The following is a 24,434-nucleotide window of genomic DNA, read 5'->3' on the forward strand; positions in this document are numbered from 1 at the left end:
TAGCACGCTCCTTTAAGTTGGTAGTCTAAGTGTACTAGCCCTTATTTTTTATGTCCAACTTAGTGTAGCCGATTCAAAACATACTCTAAGTAAATAAAAAAATTAAGTAAATCGATTTAAATTTCTTCGTACATCTCTTGATCAGAAATTTCAACATCTAAAATTTTTTTATTACATCCATATAGTTTCCTCCTTATTTTACTGAAATAACCGGAATACAGCTACCCTAGCCATTATTATTAACCCAAAAATAGTAGTACAAACCTATACTTGGTTTGTACTACTATTTTTTTAGTTTGATAATCTGTCAAATTAAGTGCATATTTTAAGAGAATTCAATTGTGGAAACTACTCGGGACAAATATCTAAAATATCAAAAAACAAAGCATGTTCCACTGTAACTTGCGAACCAAAAAATGTAATTCCCTTACTAAACTCTAATTCACTAACTACTTCATTCATTTCCCTAAAGGATAATTGAGTAAATTCCTTTTCAATAAAATAGTTTTTGACTAATAATTCTAGCTCTGCTTGTATATAGTTATATGGTTGAGTATCAAAACCATCCAGTGTGGGGTTAATACCATTCACATCTTTATTCACAACTTCAAACTCATGGTGTATATAAAATACAGGAGCAATTTTAGAAATCATCAATCTACTATTATATATAACTTCAAATTCCCCCTTAATATACTTCTCATACTCAAAAATTATACTAGATGACGGCCATATTTCTCCATTGTTCATTTCAGTTATTGAAATATTATTATTTTCAATAAAGTCCTTTACTTCCTCAGGTAAAAAGAATGCTTTTTGACATTTTGAAAGATATTCAGATAAATCTTTTTTTCTATAGTACTTATCAATAGTTTTAGTTATTACATCGTTCATTCCATTTCTCTCCTTATCTTACCTTCAAATCGTGACCACCAGATTTATCAGCTGGTTTAGTAGGATTTAAGTTAAAATCTACTTCTCCTTGATGTTTGCCCTTTTTGTTAAATACCTCAAATCTACCATGTTGTGTGTCTAAAACATAGTAATTTCCTGTTTTATTATCGTAGTAAACAGTTCTACCACCGTTTAGTTTGGTTAATTTAGAATCTTTCTTCCACCCCCGTTGATTTGCTATATCAATCGCAGTTGTTTTTATTGTTGCTACTTTTTCATTAACATTCATATGATTAATATTTTTCTCAAAGGAAGCTACATCAAATTCACCCGTACCCTTATTACTATTTCTACTCGAACTGCTGCTAGTAGACTTACTACTTGGTACTCCACTAGGTTTTGTACTAGACACCCCTTTAACTCCCAACACTGACGTGGCTACGCCAAAACTATCTAACCAATGCTCTTTCGATAGTGGGTCTTTCGGGTTCACCGAACCTTTTACCATGTCCGTCAAGCCTGATGTTGCATAATTTAAAAAATCAGATGGTGAATTGAACATCTTATCTTTTCTACTTTTTGCACCCGACCAAATGCCATCTACTGCACCTAGTGTAAGATAATTTGCAAAATCATATGGTGAGTTGAATGCTTTATCTGCCCTTGTATCTAGTCCATTTTAAAATCTTTACCAATTACCTTGAAGCTATTGAATGACTTGACTACTGGATTTTTGATTTCTTTTGTCACTGTTGTTGCAACTGACTTTATTTTGATAGCTATTTCCTTCATTGTCGACTTTCATCATTACCTGCGCAACCGTTAAGCCCAGTTTGTTTCAGCTTTTCTGCTTTGTTTCTTATCTCTCTGGTGTACTTTTAATGGCCAGCTCTAATCGCTTCCTACTTGAACCTGTGTAATTATTTCTTTTTCCTCTGCTACTATTTGTACTTCTTTTGTCATTTGTTTTGTCCTCCTTTAATTTTGGACATACAAAAAAGCTCATTCTCACTCATGGTTCAAATGGGAAAGAGCTTTTGAAATTTATCAAGTATTTGAATCATTTATCGTTTGGTTTGTTAGTTGTATCATACGAACTTGATTCTTAAAATGAAAACTCTAAAATTATTAGTGGTTTTTAATTCTCTCCCTCATCAACATCCTCATCCCAAATTGCATCAAATTCCTCATCTGTCATTCCTCTACTTCCCTTTGAATGAGGACAGTAGTAATGTCCATTAGGATCTATAATGTATTCAACTTCTGCTTTTTCATCTGAAATAATTATAGTATATTCGTCATCCACTTCATATACAGTAGGAACTATACTAACTAAAACGAGCCATGCTACTCCCTTAACCCCATCAAACCCACTGTATGCTTTAATTGCTATATCTCGGGTACAATCAATTGTTCCTGTTAATTTATATTTCTCTTTATAATCTTGAGCTATTTTAAATGCCTGATCATTTGATAATTTAGTTATCATTATTTTTCTTCCCCTTGTATAGAATTTAATATTTAGTACACTAATTAAATAATCGTAATCCGTATTTAAACATGCAAAAAAAGCACTTGTCGCCTGTTATAGACAATCAAGTGCTTTAAGTTAATAAATTTTCTAAATTTATTAATATTCGCAAGTTTTATAAGTTAGTTTAGTATTGACAGTATGACATCTTTTTTACCAGATGGCAAGTGTAACGTTTAAACCCTTTAGCTTGTTTAATCTCGTGTGTTTGTTGCTTATGCCATCCATAAGTGGTCCTTGTAAGTAAAATGTCATCTCGCCTATTCTCCCTCTTATTGCTTAATTGTTAAAATAACACTCCTTGATGGTCTAGACTTCATGAGTTATTAATTCGAATTCAAGGAATCTTTAACTGTATACAATTAAAAAACTATTATTTCCTTGTTTATCACCACGAGCTTTGTCATTCTCGTTAGTTTGTTAGTTATTCCATATTTATACTACCCTTTCCATTTAAAAGGTCTCGCCCAATTTTCGTTCTTTTCTCGCTATCCCTGTTCTTATTGCTCAATAAATCCTCCAGATTAAACTTGATATGTTATTTTAACTCATTAGTCTGCTTATCAAGCAATAGACAGGAGATTTTTTTCGCTCCAACAAAGTAATATTTTTCACTATCGAAACCTTCAGCAATGAACTTAAAAATATAATTACCTTTATCCACTTCAAATTTATCTGTTAAATTCTCTATTTCTTCCTCAGCAGCTAATCTAATTACGGGATATGATGTATCTGTTTTCCAGCCAAAAGGCAGAGAAACAAAATGGACTTGCTCAAAATTAATCTCAATATTAACCTTCTTTGTGGTATTATCCAACCGACCTATAATTGTTAAATCCCATCCATTTGATAAAGCAACATCAAAATCCATCCATAGCTCTTGAGAAGCATATTCATTGATTCGCGTTATTACTTGAAGTACTTCATTTTCATTCATAAAAAATCTTTGTTCACTCAATATTATCACTTCCTTATCTATTTAACTGAATATGCGTATCTCTTGCAGCCTCTTCATTAAATAAAGGGTTCGGCCGCCCATCTTTATGCGTTTCCTTTAATGTACTTTCATGGTGCCATTTACCATTAGAATCCATATATTCTGTTCCGTTACCAGGCTTCTGTCTCCCCCACTCTATAAATACTTCCCGATTTTCCATACTGAGTTTCAGCTTCGTGAGCTCTTATCTCGAATTTATAATCACCATCAACCCACTTTTCTTTGAATCTTCCAGGTAATTCATCTAGCCCTTGTCGCTTCATTACTTCATCTAAGAAATCTTCAGGGTTAGTTGTTTTAGTCAAATCAACTTTACCCGTACCCTTATCCTCAGCAGGTTTTTTATTCGAGCCATTTTGTGGTGGTTGGGAATTAGACGGCTTTGGACTTGGCAGTTGTTGTGTTTCTTCCAACTGTTCCTGTATCATTTATTCGTCCAACGTTCACACCAACTATCTCCAGTTGTGATGATTGCAGTTGCTGCTTGATTTCGTCTACTTTGGATTGGATTTGCGTTTTCACGTTTGAGACTTGTTTGTTGACTTTGTCCTTTACATTGCCTATGAAACCTTTATTCGCTTTTTGAGCACTTTCACTGATACCCTTCGCTGTCTTGGCACCTTTATTGATCCATTTACCAGCAGTTGCCGCATTGCCGACTACTGGAATCATAGCGCCAAAGGAGAGGGCCGCATTGACCTTGTCACCTCTTGCCGCATAAATAATACCATTCACGCCATCCGCTACTTCTCCTACAACTGGGACCATCCCGACTATATCTAATCCTACTTGTAGCGTATTCAACAGATTTTTAGGTTTTACAGCATTTTTCACTGCTTTGGTCGTTGCTTGTGCAGCTTTTTTCACGACTGGTAGTACCTTTTCCTTCACTACCTGCTTCGTTTGTTTGACAGCGGCTTTTACCTGTTGCTTGGCTTTTGTCACAGCCGCCTTTGCTTTTTTCACAACCTTTTTCGTGGTCAGGACCGCTTTTTTAATGGCCTTCTTCGCCCGTTTCACCAATTTACTCTTGGATAAACTATTTTCAGTTTAAGGGGCTTTCGAAAGGTTTAAACTGTTGTTTTACCTATTTTCAATTAAAATAAAAGCCCTAAACCGTATGGTTTAAGGGCTAGAGCTTACCAATAATAATAACTTTAGGAGTTTAACCTAGTTAAAATGAGATTTATTCGTTCAGATAACTCGTCTTGTTCTTCTTCTGTAAGTTGTTCATCAGTTATATCTTCAGCACTGAATTTTTCCAATTCATGTTTAATCTCATTAATATCAAGTACATTTGTTAATTCAAGATTATATAAAGTTTCTGCTAATGTTGTATAAATAATAAATTTTTCACTATTAGTGTTTTTACAGTCTCTATTAAATCGTTGTAACACACCTGAAATAATAGATTCTACATTTTCACTTTTTTTTATATAATTGTCAATAAATTTCCGGACTACTTCGTTTAGTTCGTTATAATACCAACAAACTCTTTGATAATAAGTTAACGGCCTTTTTTTCAGTTCTTGTAAAACAAAACCTTTCCGGTAAATTAATCTATTTAATTGTTCAATTGTTAAACTATTTTCTTGTTTGATTACGTTAAAATCTAGTTCATTTATTAATTGTTCAATATAATTCATAAAAGAATATAAAACTTTTTCATGAGTTATTATTATTTCTGATATTATTATACAAAACATAGCTTTATCTGTTTCACTTTTTTTTGCTAACATATCATATTCATTTAATGTTCTAGCAATCGCCTCCCCTTTACTCATTTTTTCTTCTATTAAATCATTATAATCTTCTAAAATATATTCTTCATATTCTTCATAACTATAGACCATAAGAACCCTCCTGATTATTTTGGCAATATACTATTTTCATTATTATGAATTACTTAAATTGTAATATTTGGACATTTCCCAACAAATTTTTTGATCATTAAATTACAGCTATCACATGTATCTTTTTCAGTAAATAACCTTATTGACCCTTTAACCTCATAATTAGTTCCAATTTTATCTGCTAAATCATTTAAAATTTTATATTCAGTATCTACATCTCTTAAAAAATTTTGTCCCGCTTTATTAGATGCTTCAGTAGCTTGAAATATTGGTTTGTCTGTTTTAAATGAAAATTTATCTGTCCCAGGGATTTTTTAAGAGGGATCATGAATTCCACTGTGGTCATAGAAATCTTTTTTATCAATTCCTGATACCTCCATTTTTGCGTATGCGAAATTACCTTGTTTTTTATATTTCTTGGATAATTGTCCCCTCGCTTCTGCCACTTTATCAATAATATGTTTGTCTTCAAAAGGGTTAATTTGCTTTGGTAGAAATCTACTTCCATAATTTACACTGTTTTGTAAGTTATTATAAGGATTAGTATTTAGATCCACCAGTCGGTTTTGTACCTCTTTAACTCCCAACACTGACGGGGCAACTGAATGTGATACATCCCTAAAATCTATAACAAATTTATCTATCGAAACCTCTATTTCCATCTCCTGTTCTTCCCTTGTATTTTCGTTATTTAACACTTAGTACACTAATTAATATTCGTAATCTTTTCAATTTACGTAACTAAACATGCAAAAAGCACTTGTAGCCTGTTATAGACCATCCAGTGCTTTAAGTTTATAAATTTTCTAAGTTTATTAATATTTGCAAGTTTTATAAGTTAGTTTAGTACTGACAGTATGACATCTTTTTTACCAAATGGCAAGTGTAACGTTTAAACCCTTTAGCTTGTTTAATCTCATGTGTTTGTTGCTTATGCCGCCCATAAGTGGTCCTTGTAAATAAATTGTCATCTCGCCTATTCTCGCTCTTATTGCTTAATTTTTAAAATAGCACTCCTTGATGGTCTAGCCTTCATGAGTTATTAATTCAAATTAAAGTATATCTTATTCTGTAAACATAAGAGCGTTTTTTATTATAATTCATTGTTATAGCCACGTGCCAACGAATTTCACAGGTTATATATAAATCTTTTGTAAAAAACTATTTCTCACCCTGTTTGATTAAATTAGGAACATTAAAGAATTTATTTTTCAATTTCTAATATCAAACTTTCCAAATTCAAAATATCTTTATTTACATCATTATTTAATACTCTTAATTCTTCAATATATAACTTAGTTTTATTTACTACTTCTGTTTTGAAGTCCTCATAACTAATTTGTTTATCTTTCCAATACTGATGAATTAAATTAGGCATTTCTTTCGTTTCTATTGCCCCACTTCCTTCAGGTTTATCAGCAGTAACTTTACTTATTTTCACTATATTTTTTTCTTTTACTAGTTCAATCCAAATCTTAGGTTTTTCAATATCACTGATTAAAACATAGCTTTCAGTTTTCAAAATTAATACTGCTTTTAAAAAATAATACAACCACCAATAAATAGAGACTGAAAACTCATCAATATCTTCAGGGATAAATATACCATAAGTTTCATTACCAATTTCAAATTGGAGATACCCATCTGCCCCATTGAGCTCCATTTCCTCTACACTATCATTTTCAAATATTTTAAAACTAATTTTGAACATCATTTTCCACCTTATTTAGTCATTTTTCTAATATCCTCAACTGTAAATTTATGTCTTCCATAAACACTACCAAATTGACCATCTGGATGAATAAATACTTCTATTATTTCTCCACCTATTTCATATGTCAGGTTCCCTGTTTTCCCTTGACTTTTCAAATCATTATATGCAATTTCAGCATATTTATTTATGTCATCTTTACTCCACTTTGGATTAAAGAAACTAGACTCTAATTTATCTGCTAATTGGGAGTCGGATAAATATTTAGATTGTTGCTTTAGAGATTCAATATTATGCTTGTTAATATGCTTTTTATTTGTTGAACTTAAAGGATAATTTATTTCAACTTTACCCGTACCCTTATCCTCGTTAGGCTTTTTATTCGAGCCATTTTGTGGTGGTTGGGAATTAGACGGCTTTGGACTTGGAGTTGGTGTGTTTCTTCCAACTGTTCCTGTATCCTCTATGTAACTAACGTCTCCACCTGCTAATGCAAACTTCTGCTGCTGTGGTGGTCGCACCATCTGACGCAGTTGCTGTTTGACTTCGGCTACTTTGGATTGTATCTGGGTTTTCACGTTCACTACTTGCTTTTTGACTTTGTCTACTACACTTCCTATTGGACCTTTCAGCGCTTTTTGAACACCTTCAGTGACACTCTTAACTACCCCGGCACCTTTTTTCACAAATTTTCCACCTGTTGACGCCCAGCCCACAAACGGAATCATCGCGCCAAAGGAAAGGGCCGCATTGACTTTGTCACCTCTGGCCAGATAAATAACGCCATTCACGCCATCCGCTATTTCACCGACACCTGGGATTAACCCTACAAGATCTAATCCTACTTGGAGCGTATTCAACATATTTTTAGGTTTTACAGCATTTTTCACTGCCTTGGTCGTTGCTTGTGCAGCTTTTTTCACGACTGGTAGTACCTTTTCCTTCACTACCTGCTTCGTTTGTTTGACAGCGGCTTTTACCTGTTGCTTGGCTTTTGTCACAGCCGCCTTTGCTTTTTTCACAACCTTTTTCGTGGTCAAAATCGCTTTTTTAATGGCCTTCTTCGCCCGTTTCACCAATTTACTCTTGGATAAACTATTTTTCAGTTTGCGGGCCTTGGTAAAGAATTTCCCCCACTTTTTCTTCTTCTTTTTTTTCTTCTTTTTCTTCTTTTTACTCGATTTCTTTTGTTTTTTCTTGGTGGAGCTTTTCTTTTTGGAGGATTTCTTGGAGCTCTTCCCTTTCGATCCTCCGCTTTTTCCTTTTTTCTTGCCACTTGGGGAGCCTACTTTCGGAATCATCCCCAGCAAGCTTCCTGCTAATCCTAATAGACCCATTAGGCATCACCCCCACCAACAGGGATCATCCCCATCATGTCTAAGGCGGAATCGAGGTCTGCTTCCTCTTCCTGTGAAGCGACTGACACAGGGGCTTTGATGGACCCTTCCATCGTGACCGCCTGTCCCTGGATATCCGTAATGCCGTCAAACACTATACTACTGGAGCCGCAGGTGAATCGCATGGATTCTGCTGCACTCATGGACACTCGCTTCCCTGCGAAGGTGATCGTGTCATTCGCTTTGACTAGCAGGGAGGGCTTACTATGCACGGTGATGCCGCTGTCCTGATGAAGCTGCAGAAAAACAGCACCCTCCTTAGCCGTAAATGTCACGGATTGTGGATCTAGCTTCATATCCTTCCCTTTTGGCGTACCCCAATAAGACGTTTTCGGATCAGCCGTTTTTGGGTTGGCCTCGCCACCTTTTCGTACACTGTGGCGAACAATCGCAGCTTCCTCTCGATGTGTCGGGAAGGTAAGATGAACATGATCGCCCTCCTCTGGCGGACTGTAAAAACCACTATGTCCTTCTGCTGTATATGGCGTAGCCAGTGGGAACCAGGTAGCTTCTTCCTTTTTTTGCGCCTCATCCATGCTGAGATGGAGTCGTACCTGATCCTTTTTGACCTCTAATACCTTTCCTTCAATCGCAGTACCTGGTAGAAACGGAATACTTCGTCTGTCTTGACGTATGCCTTTTTTGAACAGCAAATGATACTCATAGGTAAGAATACCTCGCTTCATGTGGGCGATGGATTTGGCTACCACCAGCTCCTTACCTTGGAGCTGCACACGATCACCTAGCTTCAAAGTCTTTTTAGACTCGATCACATAGGCGACGGTATCCCGCTCCTCTATTGGCTGATCGGTGTCATTGTGCTTACTATGTAAAAACTTAGAGCGATCCTTTAAAATCTCATAATTTGCCACTGATAGCTTTTCCATTCGTCCTTCAGGTAGCCCAAACCAGAATTTCGGCTTATCCGCATCCACTGCAGGGATTAGCACTGTCCGAAAATGGGACGCCATACGTTGTAAAAATTGCCAATCCGTCTCTTTATATTGTAATATAAACTGCTTGAGAGGAGTAGCCTTCGACACGGTATCAATGACATCTGCACCTGAATAGTCTTTTAAAACCTTTTTTATCATTGCCTGATAAGTCATTTTATTATGCTGAAAGGATCGGTATTTTTGTTTACAGTCTAGGGTGAACGTCGATGATACAGCCTCTAGCTCAATTTGATATACACCCCTCACCATACGTACAGCCATTTCTGTAACCTGTCCTTTAAAAAGTGTGCGTATTCGTTGCCCTTTACTTTTTTGAAATAGCTCTATTCGATCTGACGGACTAGCAAGTCGCATACAACTGTCTTTCTTTTCAGCAGGAATGAATCCCTTTATAGTTAACCTTGCGTGGTCATTCACTGCTTGGGCTAACGTGAGATGATGCAACGTCTGGACTTCATAGGGGGATACGAGTTCAAGCTCACCGTATCCGATTACTTCCTCGTATGTGTTCACATGAATTCCCTTCTTTCTTCAAGGGACAATGGATTATTCTTGTCCATCATCTTCTACTTTTATCGTTCCACAATACATACACATATTAATAGATTGACTAATTAACGCTGGATGATTTTCAATTAATTGATCATTCTTGCCATTAATCCAGGGCATTGTGATGACAGGTGTACAGGGCATTGGCTTTAAAACACCATTATTGTCAGCAGTGGCTGCCGCAACTATTGGATTTGCTAATGTTTGGCATAAGCCAAATGGTTGAATATTGTCATGAGGCTTATAATCCATCGTATTCATCTGTGCCTTATTTTTCGTATAAACCCCATGGCTGACTGGCATTTTTAATATACTTGTTTGATCACCTTGTGAGCAGGATAATTTGGCACCAGCTACCACATAGCTCCGTTGGTCGCCGCCCTTTGTCTGTAATTCTTCTGACATCAAAAAACCATCCTTTCTATACGTAAGCTGTTGTAACTTTTACTAAACATAGTTGAAGATGGAAAGAAAACAATTATTTCCTCTTTAGTTTTTTTGTCTTTTTAAACTATTTTCCTACTGCGAGAATGTCGTTCCATCTTCCTTCAGTTTGTATTTTCCGTAATCGTATTCCCCTAAAATCTCTGCGCAGAATGCTCTCTGCTAATTCAATATTAACTACTATATAGTTCTCTTTAATTCCCTCAATTTGAAAGATGGGATAAAGGGCTGCTAAATGCTCGTCTATTACTAGCTTTTTTAATGTTCCATCCAGATGAAATTCAGTTTGAGCAGAGAGACAAGGAACCTTTGGTGGAATAACTAGCCAATATAATGTTTGCATTACTTTAGGCATATCCATGAGAACAACCGCTTTGAATGGCATTTGTGGTTCGTATTTTTCCACTAATTGTTTAACCGCATCAGAAAAGAGCATGATTGGCTTTTCAATCAAATCTGTATACACCATCTCGCCTTTCTCTAATACAGGAAATTGGCGTTCGAGCTCCTCTAATTCTTCCATTCTTTCAATTGTTAGTAGCTCTTTTTTTATCACTTGGGCTATACCAACAGGCTCAACAGCATTTGAGATGCGTTCATCCTGAGATAGAATAAAATAGTTCATTTCTCTTCTCCTTTTTCACCATGTCTACTTCCAAATGACACTCGCTGACTGGAATGGATCTAGCTTTAAATATGGCTGAGCCTCCTTAGAAAACATGGCCTTTTCTAAATTGGCCCCTGCAAAATTCGTATTCCTTACATTTGCTCCAATAAAGCTGGCCCCTCGTAAATTTGCTAGCTCAAAATTAGCGCCTTCTAAATTCGCATTTGTAAAACGAAGCGGTAAATAGCCTGGTGATGCCCATTTTTGGCGATCTAGCAAGCCACTCGCTCCCTGTACCTGTTGAAGATTGGCTCTCTGTAACTGACTATTGCTAAAATCCGCCTCATGGATTGCGCTGAAGCTCAAATCTGTGTCCATTAGCTGACTTTCCCGAAAATTGGCGCCTATCAACAGACATTCACGCATATGACAGTTGGTTAAATTGGTTTTCTGAAAAAAGGCATAGCGCATATCCAAGCCCTCATACGTTCCGTCAGCTAAGCGTAATTGATTAAATACCTCATAAGGATATTCATCCTCTAGCTTTTCTTCTAGCCAAGCCTTAATTTCATCACTATCCTTCGATGAAAAATCCTCGCTATAAACTACTTCGTTCATATCCATAAACTCACCAATACGAATTTCGACAGCTACATCCCGCTCCAGTGCTAAATACTCTGGGCATCTGATGATGTCTGGAAGCGCATATCTCGCAAGACTTATTAAATATTGATGAAAATGGCTGGCGTCCTGAAGTCTAATGCGATCAATATCTGCTTGCGTAATTGCCCCCATAAATGTTTTGCTATACAAACTTAGCTCTTGGATGTATTGCTCTAAATAATGATGCACCCAGCTAGCATCATAGGTAGTTAAAAGAGGTTGTAGATCAAAGAACCATTCGTCGTCCGTAGCTTCTACTAAATAGTGCGGATTTCTCTCCAATAGCTCTGTGCGTAGCATCGAAAATGTAATATGAGCAATGGGTGCTTTTTGGTGAAGCGATTGCTGCTGGGCTAGTTGCTGACATACCTTTTGAAAGGACGACCTAAAATCCTCGGCTAGTTGATCTTTGGAGGCTTGGAAAAAATCCTCGAGCAGCAAAAGATAGTTCAATCTTCTTTTTTCTACTTCTGTGTCATAAAAATGCTGTAAAATTTCCTGTGCCTGCATTTGTGACTCCTTCTTTCTCTTTTGTTCATCTTTAATTGGCTTTTACTTCTTTTCCAAAAATTTGCACACTGCCATTCATAGTAATTTTACTTTCTTTGCATTGTAATGAAATTTCCTCTTCTGCAGACAAAAGAATTTTTTTGCTAGCATTCACTGTAATATCTGCTTCGGATATAAGCTTAATCTCTTTTTTGCTATAAATTTCAATACCGCTTGCTTCATTTAAACGAATAAAAATGTCGCCATCCTGTGCGGTAATGAGAATTTCTGTTGGACTTAATTTAATCTCTTTACCAAAGGCTGTCCGATAATATTTCGTCGAAGGATCGTCTAGCTTATTAGTGGCCGTTGTATCCAAGTTTTTTCGTACGGAGGTACTAGCAATCCCCTTTTCCTCATGGTGAGAAGGAAAATAAATGTGGACAAAATCATTGATTTCCGGCATACAATACCAGCCACTATGTCCCTCAGCTGTATAGCCTGTTGAGTAAAGGAACCAATGTGCCTTGCCCTTATCCTGCTTGTCATCAATGGCTAAATGTACCTTAATATGATCCTTGGCAACTTCTAACACTTTTCCTTCTAAGGACAAGCCGGAAATAGTAGTGTTAAATAGCTCACTTTTTTTCATGCCATTTTTCGTTGACAGTGTATAGTAATGCTTCAGCAAGCCATCCTTCATGGTCGTATTTGCTTCATATATATAGAGAGTTTGTTTATTAAATGTAACGTGATCTCCTATCTGAAGGACTTTGTCGCTTTCCACCTCATAGTAAAGGAAATCATGCTCTCCCATACCTTCATTACCATTCTCTGTATATACTAGATAGTCTGCTAATTTTTTTCTGGTCGTGTAATGATAATCTTCTAGCTTTCCTTTAGCACTTCCAGCTGGAACACCAAAATGGAACTTTGGCTTGTCAAAGGTAGCGGCAGGAACGAGCCCTGTATTAAAACGAGAGGCCAGTCTTTTTAAAAATTCCCAATCAGTCTCGTAATATTGAAGGGTAAACTTTTCTAATTTGGCACCCTTTGTCGCTTCATCAATAATATCTAGACCCGGGTAAAAAGGATTTAACAGTTTGAATAATGCCTTATAGGTCATTTCCTTATCCTGATAGGAGCGATTTTTCTTTTTAATATCTAGCTGATGGGTACTAGAAGCCGCTTCGACTTCGATATAATAGATGCCACGCACCGAGCTAACCTTCACATTTAAAATAACACCTTTAAATAATGGAGAAGGGACACCAAGGTGGTTAAGCTGGTTTACTTCAATCGCAGATCGTGCCTCGGTCATTTCGACATATGTATCTCTCGCCTCTTCAGGCACAATCCCAGTAAAACGTAACCTAGCATGTTCGTTCATTTTTTTTGTAAGGCTGAGCTCTTGAATGCTGACAAGCTCAAATGGCGATATTTTTATATGATGATAAGCCGTCACTGCACCACTCATAGCATTGTCCCTCCTTTTTCTTCACTTGAAGCGAATTGTAAGGATTCCATCATGGCTCTCGCGATAGGGCGCCAAGTGTCAAGATCATCCTCCATACAATTGAAGGTGCCAATAAGTGCTCGCCCTTCGACAGAGGCAAAGAACATTAAATTAAAAATTTCTCCATCAATGGCAGGTGTAATGACCTCTAAAAAGCCTACTGTTTTTGCGTCGATCGTCAGAACCTCTGTATCTAGCCAATCTGCTGACGGCTGAGCTTGTTCAAGGATGTCAATCATATTTTCTTGAAATCCAGCGATTCCCTCCTCGTTTAATCGATGTGGTGTCAAATTGAAGGCAAGATTGATTGATGAGGATGTATCTGTAAAAATTAGGTTTGGTCTACGCTCAGATGGGTACTTTAAGGACGCTAGTTCAGCAGACATAATAGAAAAAAGCTTTGGCATTCGTATTTTCATTTTGCCATCTAATAATGACTGCTCCATTACCTGTACTTCTTCATCATCAATGGTGATAACATGTTGGTAAATATCGACTTCTTGTAGATTGTCCTGTTCGTCTTGTTCAGGCTCCTGTTCCACTTGTAATGCCGCTTGTTGCTGGGCTAACTCATGTCGTTCCTGATCTCTCATTTCATTTCTTAATGCAATAATCTTTTCATCTAAAAATTTCATCCCACTCACCTTCCGCTTCTTCAACGTATTTTCATCAACTACTTTTCAACTAATCAACGATCATTCGCTTTGGTCGACCTGGACTAGGCATTGGACTAGCCCCAGTTCCACGACCACCATTTTTGGCTTCACCTAATATACGGTTTAAATATTTGTGAATTTGACTATTGGAAAATGGTTGAAACTCTAGCTCTAACCGATTACTTATGTACATTTCAATGACATCTCGCTGTACTCGTTCTTCATTTAAACACGCTAAGGCAAATGTTATGTCATAAGTATTGGTTGGACGATTTTTTAATAATTCCTTTGCAAAACACTGTAAAACCTTAGGATGATAGGTACTTTTTTGTACACCTGCATATTCACAGTGAAGATAGTTAACGGTATTGTATTCAGTGGTATAATCCGAAAAATCAATGGGCTCTGATCGCAGTTTTGCGCCTACTTTTAATTTAAAACGTACTATTTCCATTTCATTTGCGGCAAGATACATGGAGTTATCAAGAACGATGGTCGTTGTAAATTGCATGAAATCTAAATGATTTACCTCTTCAGCAAAACGTACTTTTACTATCATTTCATTGCCCGTTGCTTCATAGGGAAGCTCATAGCTACTATGGAGCATATAGAGTCTTTTATTATGTTTCATGATGCCCTTGGTCAGAATAATGCTTGTATCTGTTACATGAATATGACAACCCGCTATAATGCCGTTTGAGTATTCCTCGAAATAGAGGTCTAAAAATTCCCTCGGGAAATCCCGCAGATTCTCTAGCATTTCCAGCTTTAAAATTCTTCCTTTTTGAAAATGTGGATATTGATTCGTAAACATCTGTTATTCTCCTCTTTTATTTTTTAGCAGATGCCTACTTACTTTAATCCATCAAAGAAATCTAACTCTGATAGATCTGTTTCAAAGGCAAAGAATTCCTTGCTGCCAATAAACAGCTGCTCCTCTTTCCTAGCCACTGGTACTACATGGAAGCCCCAATGATCCTCTCCTGCGAAGACGAAAAATTTCACTTCACCGTTGGTAATTGAATCTGTCTCGTCCTGTGGAATTTTATTGGAATAGAACGACACAATACTCTCATAAAGCACTGGAACAAAATTTTCCTGCCTATTGAAATAGGTGTACTTTTGGGTTGTCTGATGATCACTTCCAGTTAGGAAAAATTCGACCTCTGTGACTCCCCATGGGCGTGAAATAGTTCCATGAATTTGATTCAATCGTTCTAAGCTACTGATAAGAAGTTTTTCTTGCCTGTTATGTGTAAATGCACTAACAGAATAAGGTACTATAGGAGCATTATTCGTAACGGTCGTTTCAATCATGCCAATTTTTTTCGCATTTAAGTAACGCAATGCTCCTCTTAAGCAGGCAAGCTTTAATTCTGGCACTTTCCCTACATTTTCAGCCTTTTGCCTAAACTCAATGCTACGGCCTGGCACAAATTCTTTTAAAGCCTCTCGAAAGGCATCAATTTTACAGGATTGTCCAGTCAGCTTAATAATGGAATATTCACCAAGCATGCCACTTTCATAAAACTCCTCTAAAAATTCGCGTACAATATCGTAAATATCTGCTTTTATAAGATGATTGATTTCTTTAATATTGAAAAAAACATTTGGATAATCGTAAACATCTTTAAATTGATGATGCTCTAATAGTGATAAGCACCAGCGATCTACTGTTGTGATATTCAAATCGCTATCCTGCTGTGTATCGCTTTCTGAATAAAAGCGGCTTCTCAGAATACCAGTTTTGCGGAAAAATTCCTTCTTCATTTCCTCTGCCATTTCCCATAAAAAATAATGATTATTGCGAACTCTTAGATACTCATCACGTGTCCGATTTTCATATTCCTTAAAGCGTGTAGGAATGATAGATTCAGCATCCTCAAATGCTTTTTCGAATTGCTGGTAGACGGCCTCTACGCCATAATCATCTACATATCGGTAAATATCCTTTCCGGGGATATCAATTAACGCATCAATGTCATATGCATTTTTCCCTCGGCTATAATAGTTCGCAAAAACAATTTTCATAAATTGGAAGATGCGATATGTAATATTATTCCCCCCAAAATTGGTATCACCATTTTCATAGGTTGTATGAATATCAATTTTGTAGGAAATGTGGCCGTCCTCTATGCGAAACTTACAGGAAGAGAGGTCTGTCGTTCCCCCACCACAATCAATAACAAGTGCTTTGTACTCCTTACTATCCATAAAGCTTTGATTCTCTATTTGATTGGCGATCGTGTTATATAAAACGGACATCCCTTCATCGAGAGCATGCTCTGTTTCAATTTGATATTCAGGTAATATGGCCTGAAACATATCTAAAAATTGAGTTTTCAGCTTGACAGGACTTGAAATATGCAAATGTTTAAATCGACACTTAAATTGATGTTCAGCCATACGTATGATATAAAGTAAAAATTCTCTTATGATTTGACTACGCGGGACAAGTGCTGTATTGCCATTCGCATCCATCACTTCTTCTAATTTTGCATAATTACTAACCCAACGCTTGATTCCCTGAAATTTAGTAGCCAAGGAGGTATAACTATTTTTTTTCATCACTTTAAGCGCTTCATAGCCAAAATAATAGCTTACATGCTCTGTGTTCGAGCAATCTGCTACTGAAAGCACTGTGGGCACTACTTCAATCCATTCGTTTTGATGAAGTGCGTCTGGGAATTGTACAAAATTAATGCTATTAAGTTCAATCCTCTTGTTTAAAAGGTCATGGCTACAAGGAGATGCGACATAATCACTATCCAAAAAAACACCAGCTGTTGTATTTGTTGTACCAAAATCAATTGCAAGGATAGCATTTGTAGTTTCTAATTGCTTCATCTCTAAATCTGGTATCGGTACTTTGTAGTAATGTAAATTTGTTGGTGGTAGCGGGATTTCCTGATAGTACGTTTTATACATATACTCGGAATCTTGCTTCCGTAAAAAGATAAAGCTATAGTTTTTATTTTTTGTCTCACGTATGCCAAGTGCTTGATCGGCAGTTAAATAATAACTTTGTGGTCTTTCATCATCCTTTACGATATTTAAAATTCCACATAACTCTAGCTGCTCATTCACAAGTAATACATTGGATTCCACTAGAAACCCACCTGTTTCGACTAAATATTGATCAGGTTTATCTATTTTCATACCTTTATAGACATTCATTTTGGCGGGGATTTTAATATCCCCATTATCAGAAAGTGGCGTCTTTAAATATTTTTGCAAAGCCTCTTCTACTCTTTCAAAGCCCCCATCTTGGTTCTCTTTTATGAGAAGATGTTCCTCAGCCCCACGATATCTTACAATCTTTTCAATTAATTCGTCCCTTGTCAGCGTATTAATTAAACCTGTTATGAGCTTTTCCTTATAACAAATATTTCTAAGCTGAAAGGTTGTCATTTCCATTAGCTCTACACGTGTATAGGTCATATATTTTTTTTCTGAATAACGCTTATTCAAATTCAATTTATACGAGTATTTGGTCGTCACCTATAGCCCTCCCTTGCTCTCTTTAATAAAGAGCTATTCGATCTAGCATCATGGTCTCTTCTAATCCCATAATGCCAAAATGATATTGCCAATAAACTTCTATATGGTAGCCAACTGGCAGAAAAATCTCTTGAATGAGCTCAACCTTTTTACTATTTTTTTCTGTCTTTTTTTGCTGAATGTAAAGAAGTAATTCATCTTTTTCCTCGGACTTAACATAAATGAAACAATTTTTAAAAATATTTTTCAGCGTGTCTTTGATGAGGTATATTTCCTCGCCTGTTTGATAGAGTCTAAGCATGTTTAATGCCACAATTTCTTGTTCCTTTTTAGAAAAAAGCTTGATATGATCGCGAACCCGTTTTCCAAATACATTTGCCTGAATATCCCTCAGAATAAAACGAATATAAAATTCTTTTTTATTCATACCCTGCATGCGATCAATCTCAGCTAAAAAGTGTAAGGTTATATCTAATAGACAGTCTCTAAACTCTTGATCTGACGTATGATCAGGATGAAACAGGTCTTTAAAGATTTGAAAATAACGATAATAAGGATTTACTTCAACATGCTGCTCTACTACCTGTGAATTTAATAGCTGTGGACTAAGCTCCATATACGGTGAATAGATTTGAGCTAGGTGAAAGTAAATATCCTTTGTTTGAAAGCCTTCATCTTCTGTTTTAATTAGTAAATCCCAAATGTAATTCATAGCCATTTACCCACACATTTATATTCCATAAAATGTCTTTGTATTTCAGCAATAAGGAAGCTTAATACATCATCCGCAATAAAGTCTCTATCTTGCTTTGATATGAATTGCAATAGCATTGTTTTTTTATAACTGTTGCCTTCTTGTCTATCCATTAAAAATGGTTGAACAAGGTTATGACTACCTACTGGTTCGTATTCCTCGAAAACATCAATTTTCACTAGTTCAAGCATATTTGCTGCCTCAAAGGAATTTATCAGTCGAATAATTTCACCTTTTGTAGAAACGTTTTGATTATTTTTATAAGAAAGCTTGTGCATAAAATAGGCATTACGACTATTTGAAACTAGCGCAAAATTTAATTTGCCAATTTGCTCCTGCTCTACTTTAGCTATTTTTAATAATCGCCATTCTCCCGATTGCTCTAGTGGCGAAACAATTGTCAGTTCATGGTCTGAACGTTTTACATACCTAACATTTTCCACCTCCGTATCAATGACATAGCCATGTTGATTACCTGTTTTTCGTAACGATAAGACATGCTCAAAATTGACTCTATCTATAGCAGGGAATGGAAAACCACTATTCTTCACCACATGGGGTTGAATATTCCAAAGCGGCACCATGTTCAATCGTTTGTATTGCTCATATTCCTCTAAATCAATCGTCACTTCTTCTATTTCCACATCTTCATGTAACGGCGGACAGTCTACAACGATGACATCCAGAAATTTATGAACAAATGGATGATTAATCGTTTTCCAAGGAAGGCCATTTATTTGAAAAATAGAGTACAGCTTTTCAATTTCCTTTATATAACGATGATTCTTGATAAGGCCAACTTGAATCTCAACCTGACCCTCGGACGTCTTTAAACTTCCTCTAAATATTCTTGGCTGTGCAAGTAAATGTTGAATCACATCCGAATTACACGCTAAAAATATAGTCATGAGCATCGCCGGTTCATGCTTTTTCATGGACCCTAGAAGCTTATCCGTGTATATTTTTCTCTCCTCTACATCTGTTGGACATATTGGAAATAAACAATCATGGATGGGATCGACATCCTCCCTAGGAAGCAATGTTGCATAGATATCGTATTTATTCTCTATATCATCCATCTCATTGAAAATGCGCTCCTCAAGCTTGCGGTTCATATCCTCTTGATAGTCGATAAGATTGACAAAGACACCACTTACAATATCCTTTAGTAATTGACGTTGCTCTAAATCTTCTATTTTTCGTAAACGTTCGAACATGAGCTCTTTTAACAATTTACTTTCCTTCTTTCATAAGCCTAGAATTTGAGTGCTAACTGGCATCTGGTGCTTCATCAATTGGTAAGTCTGCCTCGTTCGGGATAGCATTTTCCGGTGCTTGTCCTTGTGGAATAGGATTCAATTTATCATTTACATTCATAATTTTTCTCTCTAGCCCTAAAACCTTTGCCAATAATTCTGTTTCCTGATAAATCTCTTGAGCAAGCGTATAGGATTCTATTGCTTTTGCGTATTCCTGACGGGCATAGCTCTGATCGCCATTCTTTTCTAATCCTTCTGCCTTTAATTCTTTTTGGGCCTTTTCTAATTCTTTTATTTTCTCCTCTGTGTCCTCTATTTTTGTTTTAATCTGTGGCTCGCCAGTAAAAGAAATAGCCAATGCTTTTTTCCTAGCCTTTTGGTAGATGGCTAAAGCACCATTATAATCCTCAGCCTCAAAGCGAAAATCAGCATCCTTGATGGCGTCAACAATCTCAACGATGGAATCCATATTTTCAATTCTTTGTATTACCTCTCCCTTGCCGAATCCATTAATGAGCTTCCCTTCTTTTTTTGCTTTTTCATAGTGTTCCAACGCCTCAGCAAATTTTCCAGTTTCCGCTGATTGATCACCATTGATAATGAGTTGTGTCACTCTTAATTTTCTAGCTAGTAAATTTCTATGTATAGGATCTTTCAATTTCTTTGCCGCATTTCGGCCCTCACTATATGCAAGAAGCGCCTCATCATAATTACCATCCTGAAAATATTGATTGCCGCTCTTTTCATGATCCTTCATTTCTACTGATAGCTCAGCAATTTTTTTAGCTTGTTTTGCTTGATAAAAAATGGTGCTACCACCTACAACCAACGCTACTACTAATGCAGTAGCAATCATTTTTATATACTTTTTCTTGTTTTTATTTGTTTCCTGATAAACTTTATTAACAAATACTGCAGCAACCGTATAGTTTTCTACCACTTTTCTTTGTCTACTTAACAAAATTTCTTCCAATAAATCGGTATATTGTTCTGAATCCTTTACACCTTCAAGTGCATCGGCCATCTCAATCTCACTCACATCTTCCCAGAATCCTGCCGTACAAAGTAATAAGGCGTCCCCATCCATAAGTTTCATTTTCTTAGACACAAATGGTTGAAAATCATTTGGCTTGCCAAGATAATTTAGCAAATTCCCTCTCTCTTCATGCTGGCTAATATCTAAGGATCGATTTCGATTATTGACAATTTCCTGTGCTAAACTTTGGTCCGTGCTTTTGTAGGTTAATGTGCCATTACGGAAATGATATAATCGTGAATTTCCCGCTACTGCCACAATCATCTTTGAATAATCTGAAACAACTATGACAACACTAGCCTTCAACCTTACACGTAAACTTTGAGCTTGAAGTATATTTTGTGCATGCTTGAGATATTTTTTGATACTTCTTCTCGACATAGTTGGTTTTTCCATAAAACGTTCCAAAATAGCCTTTACCGCAAGCTCGGCACTGCTAATTTCCTGATCCGCATCTAAGCCCTTTATGGCTACCCAACAAGCAACATCATCAAGTTCTGTATACGCAAAGTAGTCTTTATTTTGCAGAAAGGACCCGGCTTCAGATAGAAAACTAGTTTTAAAGTCACAATTTTCCTTTCTCATAAGTCTCCTCCTTCTCTAGTCCACCGTCACCATATTTTTTCCAAAATCAAGATAGTCGCATTGTCTTGATTCTTTAGGCGTTTTTGTTCAACGGCTTTTATAATGTTTTGTGCTAAATCATAGGGTGGAGCTTGCTGAGAGAGGATTTTTTCCATTTCAACCTCTGTTAAAGCATCATAGATTCCATCACTAAATAGGCAAACCTTGTCTCCTTTATGTAGTTGAATAGGATTATTTCCTGTATCTAGATTTTTAAAGCCTGCATATCCCAAATAATTTATTAATCGTTTTTTCAAAGGATTTTCCTGTACTTCAAGTTGCGAAATTTCACCCGCAATATAACGTTCAGTTAATACCGATTCAAAAATATGTTTTTGGTTAATTGCTAAAAATTCACCGTTTCTAAAAATCGTAATAACACTATCACCTACCGCACCCCAATGTAGGTAGCCATCGTTATCAATAATGGCAGTGACTAATGTTGTTCCTCCATTTGAGCCATTCAAGTTTTCTACAATCATATGATTACTCGACATAGCTGCTTTCTTTAAAAAATCTTGTAGCTGATTGAGGCTACCAAGCTTTTTAAATTCTTCTATAAATGTGGTCACTGCGATTGTACTGGCCATGCGACCATTGGCTAACCCACTAATCCCATCTGCAAGCACCGCCATTGTGCCATGTGCCGTCTCAGCGGTTGAGAAATAATCATCCTGTTCATCCCGCCTTCCTATCGTCTGACCATTTCCAATGTAAATTTTCCCTTTTTCCATTTTTTGAGCAAGGATACCTCGTATGATGAGTAAAAAAATAAGTACAACAATAAAAATTAATGCAATTATGTAAGGTACTAGCTTATGGTCCATTCGTCATCATTCCTCACTTTGATTGTTTTCCCATTCAAAGTGGACGCCACAAAGTGGAATAAATAAAAACATACTTCTCCCTAACTGAATAACATCATAGGCTGCTAATTCCGTTGGTGTATAAACCGCTTCATTATTTAGATAGGCTAGTCCTGATGCATCCCCAGGTAGCAAGTAAAAATTCCGTTTTTTAGGATCATATACAATGACTGCATGATTACGTTTAGAGATGGAATTGTCTCCAGCAATTCGAATATGCATGTCTTCTGCCCTACCGATAAAATTCTTTTCCGATAAGATCCGATAATCTCTCCCCATTTGTGGTCCTTCAATACAAACCAACCATCCTGTAACAGGATCAATCCCATCCATTTCTCCTAAATAAGGTAATGTTTTATCATCTACTTCAGCGACAGGTGTGGATGGACTATTTTGTCTTTGCTCCTGCTCCACCATGACATTACAGTACGGGCAAATATTACGATGTCTCCTTGAACTAAACATATGACCATTTGTACATCTAATTAAACTCATTCCAAAATCCCCCATCTATGTTGCGACTTTTTTCTCTATTTCACCAAAATTCGCGTATTTGCTATGTATATCGTATCTCCATTACCTAGTGGGTATGGAATCTCTTGTTTTAATCTATTTTTCACCCGCTTATGCGCCTTTTTTAAACCTACACCATTAACAGAATCAATATCCTCTACATACCAAATACCAGCTACACAGTTAAGGACCGCATGTTCATAATTAACAAGAGATTCATATTCTGTTCCACTTAAATCAATATCTGCCTTATATTCAGCTGAACTTTTTCCTATAAGTAATGAAATTTGATCACCAAGCTCCCATTCATCCACTTCCATCCCACTTTCATTAAGGAGAACAAGCTTAGAAATGTCCTTGTTTGTCATAGTTTGAGTAATTGCTTTTGCTTCGTATTTGAGAGAACCATAAATAATAGCAAGGATGACTATTACTGTGCCAATAACAAATTTTAAAAGAACCTCCTGATTCATAACAAAAACATATAAAATGAAAAAGAAGGCAATGGTGACAATAATGATATCGATAATTTTTATAAGCATTTTTTTTCTTGCATTTTCACTGTAAGCTTCAGTTGGATATTGATCATACATGTAATCACTTCCTCACTTTTTACCATTTGATTATTTATTAAAAAAGCGCTCAAATAAATCCGTTGTGTCAAGGGGATTTTTCTTCGCATTTTTATGTAGAGTTGAGGACATTTCTTTTGTTTTCGGATTGAAGCCAAAAAAGTGTTCAAAGTTTTTTTCAATATTATTTATATTAAAATCTGGTTTTTTGTCTGCAGATTGATGTCCATTAGAATGTCTGTCATCCGTTTGCTTCGATTGCCAGCCTGTACCTGGATCATCGAGACTAGCATCATATGGCTCTCTCAATGCCGGATCTTTCAGTACTTTATAGGCTTCTGTAGCTTTTAAGAAAATTTCTTCTGATTCTTTGTTTCCCCCGCTTACATCTGGATGGTGCTTTTTGGATAGCTTCCGATAAGCGAGCTTGATTTGATCTTGTGTGGCATTTCTACTAACACCTAAAATTTCATAATGTGTTTTCATCTTTTCAACCCCAATTTAGGATTATTAAAAATTATCTAAGGAACTAAATAAGTTCCTTAGATAATTAGAAGAGTTTTATCAAGCTACAACCTTAGACAGCGTAGCCACCCTCGATTTTTGCCAAGTCTGTTTTGTCTTTCTTTTGCTTAATGAATAAGTAGAATTCACCAATACCTTCTGTATCACCATATCTTTCTGTGTAATCCACAACAAAAGCATTTGGGAAGTGAATTTTTCTTACTACTTGATCCGCTGAAATAACCTCTAGTGTTACTTTACGGTAACAATCTGCCTTTTCAGCAGGTACTAATGACCATAATCCTAATTTCATCGTATCATCAGAATTATCACCATCAGTAGCAGTTAAAATTTTACCTTTTACCTTTAAAGTTGCTCCAACATCTGTAGAGCGGGCATTAGAATCGTTTGGCGTATCTGTCTCATACTCGACAGTCATAATGCTTTCTAACCCTAATTCAATTGCTTCTGATCCTTCTACTTTTAATACAAAACCCATTTTTAGTTCCTCCTAATTTGTGTTGAATGACTCCCATCTTCTT

The 24,434-nt window shown here is 36.3% G+C and carries 28 protein-coding genes; all 28 read right to left on the reverse strand.

Going from position 1 to position 24,434, the window contains the following annotated elements:
- Positions 1-348: 348 nt before the first annotated feature.
- The 28 genes from AC07YC_RS07510 to AC07YC_RS07645 all read right to left on the reverse strand — a co-directional run bounded on the left by AC07YC_RS07510 (position 349) and on the right by AC07YC_RS07645 (position 24,391).
- A complete protein-coding gene (locus AC07YC_RS07510) occupies positions 349-894 on the reverse strand; it encodes a hypothetical protein (protein ID WP_494918955.1) in 546 nt (181 codons plus the stop codon).
- Positions 895-907: 13 nt separating this feature from the next.
- Positions 908-1,456, reverse strand: coding sequence for a colicin E3/pyocin S6 family cytotoxin (locus tag AC07YC_RS07515; RefSeq protein ID WP_494918956.1), 549 nt, complete (start codon positions 1,454-1,456; stop codon positions 908-910).
- Positions 1,457-2,032: 576 nt separating this feature from the next.
- A complete protein-coding gene (locus tag AC07YC_RS07520) occupies positions 2,033-2,383 on the reverse strand; it encodes a hypothetical protein (RefSeq protein WP_494918957.1) in 351 nt (116 codons plus the stop codon).
- Positions 2,384-2,963: 580 nt separating this feature from the next.
- A complete protein-coding gene (locus AC07YC_RS07525) occupies positions 2,964-3,362 on the reverse strand; it encodes a hypothetical protein (protein WP_494918958.1) in 399 nt (132 codons plus the stop codon).
- A 34-nt stretch (positions 3,363-3,396) separates the two neighbouring features.
- A complete protein-coding gene (locus tag AC07YC_RS07530) occupies positions 3,397-3,519 on the reverse strand; it encodes a hypothetical protein (protein WP_494918959.1) in 123 nt (40 codons plus the stop codon).
- A gap of 13 nt (positions 3,520-3,532) precedes the next feature.
- Positions 3,533-3,835 carry a hypothetical protein gene (locus tag AC07YC_RS07535; RefSeq protein WP_494918960.1) on the reverse strand — a complete coding sequence of 101 codons (303 nt, stop codon included), beginning with the start codon at positions 3,833-3,835 and terminating at the stop codon, positions 3,533-3,535.
- Positions 3,795-4,442, reverse strand: coding sequence for a hypothetical protein (locus tag AC07YC_RS07540; protein WP_494918961.1), 648 nt, complete (start codon positions 4,440-4,442; stop codon positions 3,795-3,797). The genes AC07YC_RS07535 and AC07YC_RS07540 overlap by 41 nt, the downstream gene beginning before the upstream one ends.
- 137 nt (positions 4,443-4,579) lie before the next feature.
- Complete coding sequence (locus AC07YC_RS07545; RefSeq protein ID WP_494918962.1) at positions 4,580-5,275, reverse strand: Imm3 family immunity protein; 696 nt, start codon at positions 5,273-5,275, stop codon at positions 4,580-4,582.
- 53 nt (positions 5,276-5,328) lie between these two features.
- Positions 5,329-5,586 (reverse strand): deaminase domain-containing protein, encoded by a 258-nt coding sequence (locus AC07YC_RS07550; protein ID WP_494919098.1) that lies wholly within the window; start codon positions 5,584-5,586, stop codon positions 5,329-5,331.
- A gap of 3 nt (positions 5,587-5,589) precedes the next feature.
- Positions 5,590-5,937 carry a hypothetical protein gene (locus AC07YC_RS07555; RefSeq protein ID WP_494918963.1) on the reverse strand — a complete coding sequence of 116 codons (348 nt, stop codon included), beginning with the start codon at positions 5,935-5,937 and terminating at the stop codon, positions 5,590-5,592.
- A gap of 542 nt (positions 5,938-6,479) precedes the next feature.
- Positions 6,480-6,986 carry a hypothetical protein gene (locus AC07YC_RS07560; protein WP_494918964.1) on the reverse strand — a complete coding sequence of 169 codons (507 nt, stop codon included), beginning with the start codon at positions 6,984-6,986 and terminating at the stop codon, positions 6,480-6,482.
- Between the two features lie 11 nt (positions 6,987-6,997).
- Entirely contained in the window at positions 6,998-8,323 is a 1,326-nt protein-coding gene (locus AC07YC_RS07565; protein ID WP_494918965.1) for a hypothetical protein, read from the reverse strand.
- Positions 8,323-9,852, reverse strand: coding sequence for a contractile injection system protein, VgrG/Pvc8 family (locus tag AC07YC_RS07570; RefSeq protein ID WP_336635228.1), 1,530 nt, complete (start codon positions 9,850-9,852; stop codon positions 8,323-8,325). Before AC07YC_RS07570 ends, AC07YC_RS07565 begins: the two co-directional genes overlap by 1 nt.
- Before the next feature lie 33 nt (positions 9,853-9,885).
- Entirely contained in the window at positions 9,886-10,293 is a 408-nt protein-coding gene (locus tag AC07YC_RS07575; protein WP_008180110.1) for a DUF4280 domain-containing protein, read from the reverse strand.
- A 106-nt stretch (positions 10,294-10,399) separates the two neighbouring features.
- Entirely contained in the window at positions 10,400-10,957 is a 558-nt protein-coding gene (locus tag AC07YC_RS07580) for a hypothetical protein (protein ID WP_036149035.1), read from the reverse strand.
- A 24-nt stretch (positions 10,958-10,981) separates the two neighbouring features.
- Positions 10,982-12,112 carry a pentapeptide repeat-containing protein gene (locus AC07YC_RS07585; RefSeq protein ID WP_336635230.1) on the reverse strand — a complete coding sequence of 377 codons (1,131 nt, stop codon included), beginning with the start codon at positions 12,110-12,112 and terminating at the stop codon, positions 10,982-10,984.
- Positions 12,113-12,143: 31 nt separating this feature from the next.
- Positions 12,144-13,568 (reverse strand): hypothetical protein, encoded by a 1,425-nt coding sequence (locus AC07YC_RS07590; protein WP_494918966.1) that lies wholly within the window; start codon positions 13,566-13,568, stop codon positions 12,144-12,146.
- Positions 13,565-14,242: a hypothetical protein gene (locus AC07YC_RS07595; protein WP_494919099.1), complete on the reverse strand. Its 678-nt coding sequence runs from the start codon at positions 14,240-14,242 to the stop codon at positions 13,565-13,567. Before AC07YC_RS07595 ends, AC07YC_RS07590 begins: the two co-directional genes overlap by 4 nt.
- Before the next feature lie 49 nt (positions 14,243-14,291).
- Positions 14,292-15,077: a DNA and RNA helicase gene (locus AC07YC_RS07600; protein ID WP_494918967.1), complete on the reverse strand. Its 786-nt coding sequence runs from the start codon at positions 15,075-15,077 to the stop codon at positions 14,292-14,294.
- 38 nt (positions 15,078-15,115) lie between these two features.
- Complete coding sequence (locus AC07YC_RS07605; RefSeq protein WP_494919100.1) at positions 15,116-17,704, reverse strand: molecular chaperone; 2,589 nt, start codon at positions 17,702-17,704, stop codon at positions 15,116-15,118.
- 82 nt (positions 17,705-17,786) lie between these two features.
- The gene (locus AC07YC_RS07610) at positions 17,787-18,482 is read right to left on the reverse strand and encodes an iron-dependent peroxidase (RefSeq protein ID WP_336635234.1); all 696 of its coding nucleotides are present in this window, start codon (positions 18,480-18,482) and stop codon (positions 17,787-17,789) included.
- Entirely contained in the window at positions 18,473-19,750 is a 1,278-nt protein-coding gene (locus AC07YC_RS07615) for a normocyte-binding protein (RefSeq protein ID WP_494918968.1), read from the reverse strand. The genes AC07YC_RS07610 and AC07YC_RS07615 overlap by 10 nt, the downstream gene beginning before the upstream one ends.
- 37 nt (positions 19,751-19,787) lie before the next feature.
- Entirely contained in the window at positions 19,788-21,398 is a 1,611-nt protein-coding gene (locus tag AC07YC_RS07620) for a serine/threonine protein phosphatase (protein WP_494918969.1), read from the reverse strand.
- Between the two features lie 26 nt (positions 21,399-21,424).
- Positions 21,425-22,264, reverse strand: coding sequence for a PP2C family protein-serine/threonine phosphatase (locus tag AC07YC_RS07625; RefSeq protein ID WP_494918970.1), 840 nt, complete (start codon positions 22,262-22,264; stop codon positions 21,425-21,427).
- Between the two features lie 6 nt (positions 22,265-22,270).
- On the reverse strand, positions 22,271-22,798 hold the full coding sequence (locus AC07YC_RS07630) for an FHA domain-containing protein (RefSeq protein WP_494918971.1): 528 nt from the start codon (positions 22,796-22,798) through the stop codon (positions 22,271-22,273).
- A gap of 35 nt (positions 22,799-22,833) precedes the next feature.
- Entirely contained in the window at positions 22,834-23,409 is a 576-nt protein-coding gene (locus AC07YC_RS07635) for an FHA domain-containing protein (protein ID WP_336635237.1), read from the reverse strand.
- 30 nt (positions 23,410-23,439) lie between these two features.
- On the reverse strand, positions 23,440-23,874 hold the full coding sequence (locus tag AC07YC_RS07640) for a J domain-containing protein (protein WP_494918972.1): 435 nt from the start codon (positions 23,872-23,874) through the stop codon (positions 23,440-23,442).
- Positions 23,875-23,965: 91 nt separating this feature from the next.
- Positions 23,966-24,391, reverse strand: coding sequence for a hypothetical protein (locus AC07YC_RS07645; protein WP_008181062.1), 426 nt, complete (start codon positions 24,389-24,391; stop codon positions 23,966-23,968).
- Positions 24,392-24,434 lie beyond the last annotated feature (43 nt).

It is taken from the genome of Lysinibacillus sp. GW247-5R2A (assembly GCF_059424475.1).